Here is a 14,085-nt window from a genome sequence, read left to right as displayed (position 1 = left end):
CCCTGCCTTCAACGCCATATTAACCACAGGGCCGTCGTCTTCAAAGGTAATGTTCAAGGCATTGGCGCTGGTGGCCGCATCCGTATCTCCGTCGGCGTCCGTCACCGTTTGCACCACGCGAATGCCCGCAGCACCGCCCAAACTTAAAGCGTCATCATGGGCTGCTGCGCTGCTGCCGTCTATCGTGTGTTCTAACGTTGCAAACTGGGTCACCGTCACTTCGCCCGTGCCGCTGTTAATCGTCACTTCAAAGGCCAGGGTGCCGGCTCCACCGCCCACACGCCCTTCGTATTCCGTATCCGATACTTTCACCAGCCGGATTTCATTCGCCGCTCCGGATTGGCCAGTCAGCCACAAGCCCGTGCCCGCACCGTCTGCTCCAGACAAACTGTACGCCACAGATCCCAGACCATCAGCCCCGTAATCGGGTGTTTCAAAAAAGCCTGCTATCGCAGAAGCCGCTATCGTCACCGGATTGTTCAAGCCGCCTTCCGCAGGGCTTTCATCCAGAACCGCACCAGCCACCGCGCCGGCTTTGGCGTCCGCTTTCGGACCGTCGTCTTCAAAAATAATCAGTTGTCCTATCGGTATTTCTACATTAGATACGTCACCATCACTGTCTTTGGCGGTAACGACAGCTGAAATGCGTCCTGTTAAATCAACTGCTTCATCATGGCTGTTGGTATCAAATTGTTTAATTGGGCCATACTGTGCAACGCTAATTGCACCAGTATTTGGATTCATGCGAATTGCAAAAAGTGCAGGAGCAACAGTGTCGCCTGCTCTTCCGGTAATATCACCATTAGATTCCAAAAAAAGATTGATAGGAGTACCGTTGGTTGTCTGTAATCCTGAAACAGCATCGGTAATTTTTAACAAATGGGTCATTGTTGCTTTTTTATAATCCCCCCCCATTTCAGAAGTACTGGTATCAAGGAGATTCGCATTTTGCACCAGACCAATGGGTCTACCATAAGTATTATTAAAAGGATCCGCGGTGGTTGTTGGATTAAAATCATCATTAGCTGCATCAGCATCCCCGACTTTCACTCCTACTGTTTCATCCAACAGAATTTCATTATTAGTCAATTGAGCCCTTGCTATTGGAACATCGTCTTGAATTCCCGCTACGACTGCATTAGCAGGCAGTGTTCTTGACTCTAAAACCGTGCCATCACTTATTCTTCTGAAAGTAACATCGATTACAGGTGACAGGTCTAATCTCATCCATTCACCGTCATCGCTATCAGCTGTTGGGTGATCAATTGAATTCATTAATGTTTGAGTTAACTGTCCATCTGCTGTCAACTCAAATTTCATGATCTCTTCCCCTTGTCCTTGATTGCTTGATTCTCTTAAGGTTAAGGTACGTTTATCAGCGGATAACTCATAACTAAGATCTAGACCACCTGATTTTAATGTAGGAAGAGCACTTGAATTATTATTGAAAGCAAAGGATGCAGCAACGTCTGGTGAAGAGGTGAGCAAAGAACTTAAAGAAGAACTTGCTATTCTTGCTTGTCCTGCTGAATCAGGAATACCACTTGGCAAAGCATCCTCAAAAACTGTTAGCACTGCTTGATTTGTGGTGAATTGAGGAATTTGCGGGATAGATTCAGGCTCTTGAGTCAATTCGGATTCTGCAATCACTCCCGTCTCTTCTGGCACAAACCAAAATAATTGCTGAGTGTCTGCCTCATAAGCAAAGGAAATAGGTCCGGTCGGATATCCTGCTGTGACATGTCCGAAGCCAAACAAAGGATCCATGATAAATGCATCGCCTCCTGAGCCCACAGCTTCTGCACCTGCTGCAGCTGAACCAAGAATATCAAGTATGACTGAAGGGTCAATGCCTTTAGCTAGCGCTTCCTGGACTAGTTGCTCATTTAAATCTTCCATGCCATACTGCAATGTCGGTGAAACACCATCTAACTTAACTGGTTTTCCCAAGGCCAGTGCTTCAGGGAACCCATGAATAAACTGTATATAAGCCTCACCACTTAATAAAGTAAGTACATCCCCTTCCTGTAATCGAGCACCTGACTTCACTATGCTTGCCTGTCCCTGTGCGTTTACTTTTTCAAGCAGTCCATTGACGGCTCTCACTATACCGATAACAGATTCTACCAACATGTTACGTCCTCAAAAATTGACTATTATTCATATTAATAATAGTTCAAAGATTATGCTGTCGAGTGATACAAATGTAACAAAAATGTTAATATTTGAATCATGTTGTTGTAATTGTAATTTGTTTTTATAGGTTTTTTTGCTTTAACGGTTTTGATATATATCGCTGAATCGCCTAGATTAGCTTGGATTGGATAGAGTAATTGAATACAGTTTCAGATTGTCGTCCATTAGTCTGTTAGAGCTATTTCATGATCACAAAATTGTAAAGTAGTATTGTATTATTGATAAACTAGATGAGTAGATAAATAATTTTTATCTCTACCTTGAACTAGTCGTAAATGAATATAGGGACTATAAAACTTCTAAATCACTGCAATGCAACTCATTGGTTTTAAGATTGAAGTGATTTAGAAATCCTGGCTATACAAAAATAGATATAAAACGATATAGTTATACAATAAAAAATCTTGTGTTTAATACATGAATTGGAAAGATAAAATAAAAACTAAATTCTATGCCTGTGATCGCTTTGTTCGGTTTGTTATCCAACATTTCATTCAAGACGATTGCACTTATATTGCTTCAGCATTGGCCTTTACCAGTCTGTTAGCAGTCGTACCATTAATGTCTGTAGGTTTGGCAATATTTTCTTCATTTCCAGTATTCCAAGGTTTGGCAGAGCCGGTACAGAATTTTATTTTTGACAATTTCGTTCCGGCCACAGGTAAAATTGTGCAAAGCTATTTACAACAGTTTACCTCTCAAGTATCAAAACTCTCAATTTGGGGTATAGTCTTTCTAATTTTTACTGCGTTATTGGTCATGTTCACTATTGAACGGGCAATGAATAAAATCTGGAGAGTGAGTTCATCTCGGCATGGTGTCTCGGCCTTTTTACTCTATTGGGCTATCATTTCTCTTGCCCCGGTTTTATTAGGTTTAAGCCTGGCAGCAAGCTCCTACTTATTCTCCATGCCAATACTGGCAGCTCATCGAGCTCCTTACACTATTCTTCACTATTCCCCTTTTTTTCTTTCACTAATTGGTTTTACCTTTTTGTACGTGGTGGTTCCCCATTGTCCTGTCAAAATCCGTCATGCTTTTTGGGGTGGCTTGGTTGCCGCTATCTTGTTTGAATCAGCTAAGCATGCATTTGCTTATTACCTGATACGCTACAATACCTATGAGTTGTTGTATGGGGCATTTGCCACAGTACCTATATTTTTCATTTGGGTTTATTGGGTATGGATTATTACTTTGTTGGGCGCTGAAATCAGTTATGCCTTTTCAGTGCATCATCAGCGTCGTAGAGGGAAGTCCCTCGATGGCTTTTCACATGCGTTGCTCTGGTTGCACCAGTTATGGATAGCGCAACAGCATGGAAAAGGATTAAGCTTTAATGATCTGGTGGATGCCAGCAAACAACCTTTCGCTGTGGATGTGGATGAAATGATCAATGCTCTGATTTATCATGAACTGATCCATGCTACCGCTGATGGGCACTACATGTTAAGTCGTGATCTCAGTCACATTACTCTCTATGATTTAACTCAATTATTACCTTATCGCTTGCCAACTCATCTGGAGCTGCAATACTCCAAAGCCTCTCTGGCGGAACAATGGAGAGCCGCCTTTAAAAAGCATAATGAAGAATTGAAAAAATCCCTGGATATTAATTTGGAAGAATTATTCAAGAAAACAGGAACAGTACTCAAATAACCACATGTAATGATTTCAGGTTTATTCCGGGGCCAAGATAACCCCTGCAATCGAATGGATAACAAGAATAAAGTCCCTAAAACCTCAGTGATCTTGTCATTTAAAAATCAAAATACTATAAACTTAAGAGAAAAAGGCAACACAAACAGACTATTTCAAATTGAATTGTAAATCTGGATTATCACCCCTCTGGGTTATAATTTGTGACTCAATAAACTTAATGCGTTTATCCAGTGAACCGCCCTCTCTTGGCTTCAGTGCTTTCAAATCCGAAAGAATAGCCTCTACTGATGTATATTGGGTTTGCGCAATCTGATGCACGGATTTAGCGTGATGTCTTCCCCAGTGCAATGTAAATATTAATCCCCAGAAAGAACCCAAAATACTGTCTTCCTTGGTATAATCTTTAAGTAATGCCTTAATTTTGGTTATATTGGAATGTCCTGATGTGCTATCCCATATTCGTTTGTAGCTGTCAGGGAATGTCATCTTGGGATGAGCCGTTTTAAAAAATGATGGTTTTGTATGATAGATTTTTACAACATAATCATTGGGCTTATCTGGTCGATTTTTTTTCCTTAGGCTCTGAACTTTTTTATCTGGATTCAAACATTGTGTTGGAACCGCTCTCATGCCATTGGTGGCATACAGGTATAAATCACCTACATTATTTTGGAATTGCCCTAGTTGATTATTTAAAGTGACATGTTCTACCCTTTCAGGATCGTAACTATCGTGGCCATGAATAAAGGTGACTTTAAATTTTTTAGACGTTCGAATCAAATCGCCATATTCACGCCCCCAGACCGTTGCGGCAACCACTTCGTCTGTTGAATTCAAATATTCACCTGCATAACCTCTATACATCATGTCATGGGTATAAAGCGTGTGAATTTGTCCCGCAGATGCTTTTTCTGCGAATTTTTTGTTAATTGCATCAATTGTTCTAGCCAAATCAACAGCCGACTCCTCTGAATAAGGTACTTTAAACTTTCTGGCAAGTCCTCGAATATGATTTAAACCAATACCAGCATGACTAAATACTTTAATTTCATTTGCATCTGGATCCAATGAGTAAGAAATAATTTTCAAGTGCTTTTTGTAAACTTGATGGTAAATATTTAATACTTCTTCATTTGAAATCGCACCAGCAGCTATTGCTTCTTGCAAAGCATGAAATGAATTACCATGCTGAATATTTCCTAATCTTTTTGCTACTAATTTATTTCCATTTTCCTTGAATAGCTCACAGGCTTCGACAAACTCAATCCCATGATTTGAAAGTAATATTTCAAAATCAGCACCTTGATCGTGCAAAGCTTGTAATAATTTTAAAATGAAATAATCAATAACACCGCGATCTACTAATTCATCGCCTATCAAGCGAATCAATTTTTTAGTATTAATAATTTTGATTTGCGCTATTAATGCATTGTATTGTTTCTTGATTTCTTCCAAACGCTCCTGTTTATTTTCAGCGCTAAAAACAGGTGCTTCGGTCCCCCAGTAATCTGCCTGCAGCTCTGGCAAAGTATAAATTTCAGCAAATTTGGCATAATTTTCGGGAGAAATAGCAATTATTCCCTGGCGAACAAGGATATTGAGAAAAAGCAAGGCATTAGCATGCAAATCTCCCATGCTAATATCGGTCATGGAAAAATCTGCATTTACTTCAGGAAACTTTCTAATATCAATATTGGGATGGATAATTCTCTGAGTTTTCATTTATTTCTGATATAAACAACCATTATGTACATAATGATATCAGAATATAATTGGTATTGCCTTGCTCTTTGTAAAAGTAAATTGCAAGGTTGGCCTATCACAATCACATGAGGGATATCTCTTTTTTGAGAAATATCCCCCACAAAAAATTGATATGTTAAAAAGATTTCATTCTTGATTTCAGTTTAACTATTCTGGTTTACAAAATATATCGAGCCAAATCCTCATCAGCGATTAGTTGGCCTAAATTCTTATCTACATAAGCTTTATCAACATGCACAGTTTCGCCAGCTTTATCAGTCGCTTCAAATGAAACCACTTCCAGTAAGCGTTCCATAACGGTATATAATCTTCTTGCTCCAATGTTTTCCGTACGCTCATTCACTTGCCAGGCTACTTCAGCAATACGTCGAATTCCTGTTTCATCAAAGGTAAGAGTCAATCCTTCAGTTTCCATCAAAGCGGAATACTGTAAAGTTAAAGAGGCGCTTGGCTCAGTAAGGATTCGTACAAAATCTTCCACAGAGAGGGCTGACAACTCGACACGTATAGGCAGACGCCCTTGCAATTCAGCAATCAAGTCAGAAGGTTTAGCTACATGAAAAGCACCTGAAGCAATGAATAAAATATGATCAGACTTTACCATGCCGTATTTTGTTGAAACGGTAGTCCCTTCGACTAATGGCAATAAATCTCGCTGAACTCCCTCACGTGATACATCTCCCCCACCTACAGTATCAGAGCGCTTGGCAATTTTATCCAACTCATCAATGAAGACTATTCCATTTTGCTCAACACTTTCAATCGCTTTTAACTTGATATCTTCTTCGTTAATTAATTTTGTCGCTTCTTCCTCTCTCAAAATTTTCATTGCCTTGGAAACGGTCATTTTTCGAGTTTTCGTTCTGTAGCTTCCAACTTGTTGAAACATTGACTGCAATTGGCTAGTCATCTCTTCCATACCTGGAGGAGCCATAATTTCAATGCCAACAGGCGTTGCCGCTACTTCAATTTCAATTTCATTATCATTAAGCTCACCTTCGCGCAATTGCTTACGAAACACTTGACGAGCTGTCGTATTTTTCTCACCAGGAGTTAATGTTCCTCGAGCAGGAGGCAGTAAAACATCCAGGATTCGTTCTTCAGCCGCATCTTCTGCCAGGTGCTCCACTTTTTTCATGGCAAATTCACGCTCTTGCTTGATTGCCATATCTGTTAAGTCACGAATGATCGAATCAACATCACGCCCCACATATCCCACTTCCGTGAATTTGGTTGCTTCTACTTTAATAAATGGAGCTTTAGCCAAATTAGCCAAACGTCTTGCAATCTCGGTCTTACCAACACCGGTAGGGCCTATCATTAAAATATTTTTAGGCATTATCTCGTTGCGTAATACTGGATCTTTAATTTTCATTCGACGCCAGCGATTTCGTAATGCAATGGCTACGGCACGTTTTGCATCATCTTGACCAATAATGTGCTTATCTAATTCTTGAACTATCTCTCGAGGGGTCATGACCATATTATTTGCCTTCATCATTTAATTCTTCTATGGTTAAATTATTGTTAGTATAAATACAAATGTCGCCAGCGATTGTTAAAGCTTTCTGGACAATCTCCTTGGCAGATAACTGTGTGTTTTCCATAAGAGCTCTGGCTGCAGCTTGAGCAAAGGGGCCGCCAGAGCCGATTGCAATTAAACTTTCTTCGGGCTCAATGACATCGCCATTACCGGTAATAATTAAAGAAGCCTTGCTATCCGCTACTGCAAGCACCGCCTCTAATCGACGAAGAATTCTATCGGTTCGCCAATCTTTAGCCAATTCAACAGCTGCTCTAATCAAATGCCCCTGATGCATTTCCAGTTTTGCTTCAAACCGTTCGAAAAGAGTAAAAGCATCTGCTGTTCCACCTGCAAAACCAGCAATCACTTTATCTTTATACAATCTCCGAACTTTACGTGCATTGCCTTTCATCACGGTATTACCAAGAGTAACTTGTCCATCACCGCCAATGACAACCTGATTACCGCGTCGTACTGAAAGTATTGTTGTCCCATGAAATTGTTCCAAAATAAAATCCTCAATTACATTGCAGAAATGGCTAAATGGGGATCATTGGTAAAAAATCAATAGGGATTGAGAGAAAAATTAAGTGTTCTTAATATCTCAAAATATTAATCGTCATGTCCACTCCCTTACGGTCGTGGCTCGGATTGTCGTGGCTCGGATTATCGTTCAAATCGAGCCACGACCATAAGGGAGTGGATATAAAATTATAAAAAAGAAACACCATGAGTGAGTGGCGAGGATAATTGCAAATGCTCCGCAATACTCTGACCAATATCTGCGAAACAATCTCTCCGTCCAATAAATTTGCTATTTACCTGAGGGCCAAACATCAATACTGGAATATGCTCACGGGTATGATCAGAACCAGGGAATGTAGGATCACATCCGTGATCTGCTGCGATAAAAACCATATCATCAGGTTGTAAGAGAGCATCCAATTCTGGCAGTCGCGCATCGAATTCTTCTAGTGCATGTGCATAACCAGCTACATTACGCCTATGCCCATAAGAAGAATCGAAATCAACAAAATTGGTAAATACCAAGCTACCTTGTGGGGCTGTTTTCATTGCGGATAAAGTGGCATCAAACAAAGCCATATTGCCATCGGCTTTGATTTCTTGTGTAACCCCTTGATGAGCATAGATGTCTGCAATCTTACCTATAGCAATCACTTCCCGACCATCTTCCTTTAGAAAATCAAGCAATGTTTTTTCTGGAGGAGGTGTAGCGTAATCTTTTCTATTACCTGTCCTCTTAAATGAGACCGGATTACCTGTAAAAGGACGAGCAATCACTCGACCAATTTGATATTTATCTACCAAATTTCGAGCAATTTTGCAGATATCATAGAGACGTTGTAAACCAAATGCCTCTTCATGTGCGGCAATTTGAAATACGCTATCGGCAGAAGTGTATACGATCGGCTTACCGGTACGAATATGCTCCTCACCCAACTCGTCTATAATGATGGTTCCCGAAGCATGCTTTTCTCCCAAAACTCCTGGCAAATTAGACTGCTTAATGAATTCTGAAATTAATTCTCCAGGGAAACAGTAAGGTTTATCAGGGAAATATCCCCACTCGAAAGTCACAGGCACCCCAGCCATTTCCCAATGACCACTGGGGGTATCTTTGCCCAAGCTTTGTTCCACTGCATATCCATAATATCCAGAAGGAATAGCTAAAGTAGCCAAATCGATAAAAGATAACCCTGAACTGGCCATCGCAGCATGGTAAAGCCCCTTGCCCGCAAGATTTGGAAGCATTAAAGGACCTTTGCGAACCCCTTCTATATCGCACTCACCTCGTTTACACGCTTCATAAATGTGAACCAAGGTGTTAGCACCCGCATCTCCATACCGAGCGGCATCAAGGCTGGCTCCGATGCCAAAAGAATCCATTACTAATACGCAAACTCGTCCGGTCATACTGTATGCTCAACTTGTTGGCAACGAGTTTCTTTTAATCCGAACAACAAAAGTAATGCGATCAATAATCCTATGGGTAAAATGATTGCTGCATGCTGATACGCTTCGAGTAAATAAACTGGCACACCATTAATCAAACGAACATCGCCATAATTCGTTAATAAAGCACTAAACAGGTTTTGATAAATAAGATACCCACCTTGAGTTAATATGGACACGACACTGACAGCAGTTGCAGTCATCATGGGAGGGCTGCTTTCAGCAACCAAGGCATAGCTAATGACTTGAGCCGAAGTAAATAATCCTAATAAAAAGAACAATATGGCCATCATTGTCACTGAAACAGGTAAATAAAGTACTCCCAGCAAAATAAGTAAAGAGGCAAGAACTCCTCCTTTCATAGGCAGCACACGCAACCCTACCTTATCAGATATCCACCCCATCAAAGGTGAACCTATAATCGCCCCAAAAAACAACATACCATTAATCATTGCTGCCTGATCAGGGCTAATAACCAGTCTCTGTTCAAGATATAAAGTCCCCATCATGGCACCAAATACAGCAATGGCCATATTCATTAAACTAGTGTACAAAGCAGCACGCAAATTTTGAGTATTTAAGTAGGCTTTTCTTGCGGCCATAAATACATTGATAGGTTTTCCTTCTTTCTTGACTGCAACTCGAGGCCTTTCTTTTATCCAAAAAAACATAAGAACCAACATCGCCAAGCCCAATATCCCTACGTCCTGAACTGCTTGACGCCACCCAACATATAAAACGAGTTTGGTTAAAGGATATTGCGCCAGCATTCCACCTGTCATTGCAACGGTTACAATGGCGCCAGTCACTAATGCCATACGCTGAGGAGGAAACCAGTGGGATGCTAAACGCACAGGGCCTAAAAAGCAAAATGCGCTTCCTATACCAGTCACAAACCTGCAAAACAAAGCCACATAAAAAGAATCTGAATAAGAGAGGATGAAGGTACTGATCACACACAGAAACATAGCAATTAAAATGGTATTTTTAATTGAAAACCTATCCAAAACCATTCCAGCAATAAACAAAAAAATGACATTTGCCAAGTAATAAATGCTGGATAAGTAAGCCATTTTATCGGCTTGAATGTGAAAATCCTGCATGATATTTGCTGCAATGGACGCAAACATGTTTCCTTGAATAAACTCGTAAAAGAAGAACATGGTTGCTGCAAAACAAACTAGCCAAGGCATTAACGATGCTTTGATATCGTATCCTTTAAATTCATCAACTACCTGCATTATTTCTCCCCTCTCTATCGCTTGCAGTATGTTTCACGAGTCATGAGCACAGCAACTAGTCCTGCGATTGTGGCAACAGGGAACATCCACATGGCAAATTGAAAATCGCTGACCGTATACGCTGTAACATTGGTTCCCGCGTGATGTGTCATAAGCCAACCAAACAGAACTTGCGCAACGCCGCCCCCACCCATGATAATGACAGAGGCAATTCCAGTTGCAGCACCAGTATTTTCTGCCTGATTGCTTTCAGCAACCAAGGGGTAAGAAATCACTTGGGTACTGGTAAACAATCCCAAAGCAAAAAAGAGGATACTGAGACTCATTTGAGTCAGAACCACATCGATAAATAGAGGAATAGTAGTAATTAAAGTAGCTACCGCTCCGAAAATCATTAAAGGTTTACGACGCCCTTGGGTATCAGATAACCAACCAACCAATGGGCAACCGACAACGCTACCCATGAAGATAAGACTGACAACATTACTTGCCGCAATATCAGACAAATGATGAGCCACTTGCAGGTAGCTCGCACCCCATAGGGCACACAAGACCATAATAGGTAAATTAAGTAAAGATGTATACAAGCCTGCCAGCCAATTTTGTTTATTGGACAAAGCTTTCATGAAACTCGATAGTATTTGTCCTTCATTGGTTAACTTATGTGCTGGCGACTCTTCAGGTCTGTCTCGTACAATCATGTATATCCATACTATTAAGAAAGCCCCTACAATCCCATCAATTAACAATGCGCGCCGCCAGCCAAACAAATCATTCAAGTACGCAAAAGGTGTGTGTGCCATCATGCCACCAATAAAGGCCATAGTCACTAATGAACCAATGACTAACGCCTGCCTTCTGGGAGGAAACCAATGAGAGACCAGAACGACACAAGATAAAAAACAGAAGGCATTACCTATTCCTGAGAGGAAATGGAAAAACGAGGCGAGAAAAAATGATTCTGTGATTGCAAATCCTATGGTTCCAACAACACAAACAAACATCGCTGTCAGAATAACTTTTCTGGTTGAAAACCTATCGAGAATAAGACCTGCTGGTAAAAGAAAAAGGATATCAGCCCATAAATAAGTGCTGGACATCCAGCTTAATTGAGTAGCATCTATATGGAAATCTTCTCGAAGCGACTGATTAATGACATCAAAAATATTGAGTTGAAAAAACTCGTATAAAAAGAAAAGACCCGCAGAAAGACAAACCACCCAAGCCATAAAGTCACCACGAGGAACAAAAGCTCTCGATTCCACTGCGACAGAATGCGACACCATCTCTCCTTTATTTAAGGTCTAAAAATTGCGACAAATTATAACAAAACTTAAAAAACATTGGTATCTTTATTGAACAATTTATTTCGTGGAAACTTCATCCCTGCTTCACTTCGTTTATAATGCAACCGACAGGTAGCAACATAGGATTCATTGCCACCTATTAATACCTGCTCACCCTCAACAACAGCCTCCCCCTTTTCATCAATTCTCATGTTCATAATTGCTTTACGGCCACAATGACAGATTGTCTTTAATTCAATTAACTCGTCCGCCCATGCGAGTAAAAATTGGCTCCCTGGAAATAATTCACCTCTAAAGTCAGTACGCAAGCCATAAGCCAATACGGGGATAGACATTTGATCGGTTATTTCAGTTAATTGATATACTTGCTCTCGAGTCAAAAATTGAGCCTCATCAATCAGGACACACGAGTATTTTGGGGCTTGTAGTTGCAATTCCTGAGTCAAAACATAGAGATTATCCGTATTGTTAAACGCATAAGCCTGCTCAGATAAACCTATTCGTGAACTGATAGTTCCATATTGGTAACGTGTATCAATGGCTGGGGTAAATAGCAGAGTTTGCATACCTCGCTCTCTGTAGTTATAACTAGACTGTAGTAAGACGGTACTTTTACCTGCGTTCATAGCGGCATAGTAGAAATATAATTTTGCCATAGATTTATTATTTTCAGCTTCGTTTGCTTTACTTTACTATGAGATGGGATTAGAAACCACTGCTCAACAAGTCAGCACAGGAGAATGGAACAATATCAAGGTATCCCGATGAACTCTGAATGTGTTGATGGGTGTCAATTTTGCAAGTACTTCTCCGGGAATCTGCTGAGTTTCTTTGCTATTGATAACCAAATAGTTTTCCAAATGGTTAGAGAATAATTTACATAATTCGCTTGGGTTTTTAACAGATTTCACTTGACCACCTGAGTAAAACTCGGCGGAGAAATCTGTCTTGTATCCCCAATATACAAGGTAACTGCCTGTAGTTGGTTTCTGATTCAGCCATGCAGCAATAATCGGCTTATGTGTATTAGGCACAAGGTCTGGTTTTACACCAAGTACAAAAGCTACTGCCAAAAATAAAACTCCACAGAGTAACGACGAGATAGAGATCCACTTCAAATGTTTCAGCCCTAAATTCAAGCGATTCAAAACTTCAGTAAAAAGCAAAGCAAATGCGGGTAGAGAAGGAAACACATAGGGATATATGATGTTGCTGGCAAAAGTGAAAAAAAGAAGTGGCGTGATCATCCAAAGAGTCAAATAACTTAACCATCCGTCTTCACTTCGGCATAGAGAAGGCAGCACTTTTCTATGCTTCACCAGCCAGCCGCCTGCTATAATATTCCACGGAAAGATGCCTGCCAAAGCATATAACCATACCGTTCCTTTAGGTACATGATGTACTATCCCGTATTTATCACCAGACCAGCCCGGGGTTAAAAATCGATGGAAATGCTCTCCCAGGATAAAATAATTTAAAAATCCAGGAGTTCGTAATTCAGCCAGAGCATACCAAGGCATAGCAATTACCAAAAGAAGAAATGTGCCTTTAAACCACGGCAATCTTTTCCATAGATGAAGCCATTCATTACGTAAGAGAACCCAGAAAAATACAGTCATTCCGACCAGTACCACAGCAATTGGGCCTTTTGCTAATAAACCTAGGCCCAATCCTGTGAAAAACGCATAAGACCATATTTTGCTTTCATAAACCATGGCATGCCAAAATGAGACACTTGCGAGCGTGATACAAAAAAGTAATGCGGGGTCAGTCATCACTGTTCCTGCATCAAGGAAAAAATAAAGCGATCCTGCCAGTATTAATAAGGAAAAAAGCGCAGCCATTGAGCCGCTCTGTTTTTTTGCCAGTCCCCAAATCAACCATAAAACACCAATAGACAGCAAAAGTCCCGGCAAGCGGACTGCAAATTCATTGACACCCAATAGTTGCATAAAAAAAGCAGACAACCAGGTGGATAAAGGTGGTTTAGCCCAAAAAGGAACGCCATAATCCTGCTGCAAAATCATCCAGTTACCTGTTTCCAGCATTTTGCGTGCAATTTCAGCGTAACGGGATTCGGTCGTATCAAACAAAGGAAAAAAATAATTGGCAACCAATCGACATATCAGCAGAACAACCAACACAAACAAGGTGTAACTAAAGAATTTTTGCTGGATCTCTTTATCTATTTGAAAACTCAAAATATACCTCTGCTATTTAAACCACTAAATCCGGGTACCATCCAGTGGAGTATTGGAGTGTGCCTGTGGTTACCACGGACAAAGTGTTCCCGGGAATAAAGTCCATAAAGCCAATTATTCCCTAAATTGCGTTTCCTGTTTTTTGATAGACCTTCACGTCTAAGCGCGGCTTCTTAATTTTAAAATGATTATTATATATTTTTAAATTGTATAATGAA

General features: G+C 40.5%; 10 protein-coding genes. 1 reads left to right on the top strand and 9 read right to left on the bottom strand.

The window, feature by feature from the left end; genetic code table 11:
- Positions 1-2,133, bottom strand: a 2,133-nt coding sequence (rtxA, locus tag OQI99_RS15215; RefSeq protein ID WP_265732327.1) for an enhanced entry virulence factor RtxA, incomplete at its 3' end; no start/stop codon positions are given.
- A gap of 480 nt (positions 2,134-2,613) precedes the next feature.
- On the opposite strand from rtxA, the gene OQI99_RS15210 reads away from it, so the two are divergent.
- Positions 2,614-3,852: a YihY family inner membrane protein gene (locus OQI99_RS15210; RefSeq protein ID WP_265732326.1), complete on the top strand. Its 1,239-nt coding sequence runs from the start codon at positions 2,614-2,616 to the stop codon at positions 3,850-3,852.
- Positions 3,853-4,002: 150 nt separating this feature from the next.
- Here OQI99_RS15210 and wipB read toward each other — a convergent pair whose 3' ends face one another.
- The 8 genes from wipB to OQI99_RS15170 form a co-directional block, all read right to left on the bottom strand.
- Positions 4,003-5,577 carry a Dot/Icm T4SS effector WipB gene (wipB, locus tag OQI99_RS15205; protein WP_265732325.1) on the bottom strand — a complete coding sequence of 525 codons (1,575 nt, stop codon included), beginning with the start codon at positions 5,575-5,577 and terminating at the stop codon, positions 4,003-4,005.
- Between the two features lie 199 nt (positions 5,578-5,776).
- Complete coding sequence (gene hslU / locus OQI99_RS15200; RefSeq protein WP_195911925.1) at positions 5,777-7,102, bottom strand: ATP-dependent protease ATPase subunit HslU; 1,326 nt, start codon at positions 7,100-7,102, stop codon at positions 5,777-5,779.
- A 1-nt stretch (position 7,103) separates the two neighbouring features.
- Entirely contained in the window at positions 7,104-7,652 is a 549-nt protein-coding gene (hslV, locus tag OQI99_RS15195; RefSeq protein ID WP_010946377.1) for an ATP-dependent protease subunit HslV, read from the bottom strand.
- A gap of 203 nt (positions 7,653-7,855) precedes the next feature.
- Positions 7,856-9,079, bottom strand: a complete 1,224-nt coding sequence (locus tag OQI99_RS15190; protein WP_265732324.1) for a phosphopentomutase — start codon at positions 9,077-9,079, stop codon at positions 7,856-7,858.
- Positions 9,076-10,359, bottom strand: coding sequence for an MFS transporter (locus OQI99_RS15185; RefSeq protein WP_265732323.1), 1,284 nt, complete (start codon positions 10,357-10,359; stop codon positions 9,076-9,078). The genes OQI99_RS15190 and OQI99_RS15185 overlap by 4 nt, the downstream gene beginning before the upstream one ends.
- A 14-nt stretch (positions 10,360-10,373) precedes the next feature.
- Positions 10,374-11,645, bottom strand: a complete 1,272-nt coding sequence (locus OQI99_RS15180) for an MFS transporter (protein WP_265732322.1) — start codon at positions 11,643-11,645, stop codon at positions 10,374-10,376.
- Positions 11,646-11,692: 47 nt separating this feature from the next.
- Positions 11,693-12,322: a thymidine kinase gene (locus OQI99_RS15175; protein ID WP_061513939.1), complete on the bottom strand. Its 630-nt coding sequence runs from the start codon at positions 12,320-12,322 to the stop codon at positions 11,693-11,695.
- Positions 12,323-12,385: 63 nt separating this feature from the next.
- Positions 12,386-13,867, bottom strand: coding sequence for an ArnT family glycosyltransferase (locus tag OQI99_RS15170; protein WP_265732321.1), 1,482 nt, complete (start codon positions 13,865-13,867; stop codon positions 12,386-12,388).
- Positions 13,868-14,085 lie beyond the last annotated feature (218 nt).

This window comes from Legionella sp. PATHC039, from assembly GCF_026191275.1.
Lineage (GTDB): Bacteria > Pseudomonadota > Gammaproteobacteria > Legionellales > Legionellaceae > Legionella > Legionella pneumophila.
This window is presented reverse-complemented; position numbering and strand designations above follow the sequence as displayed.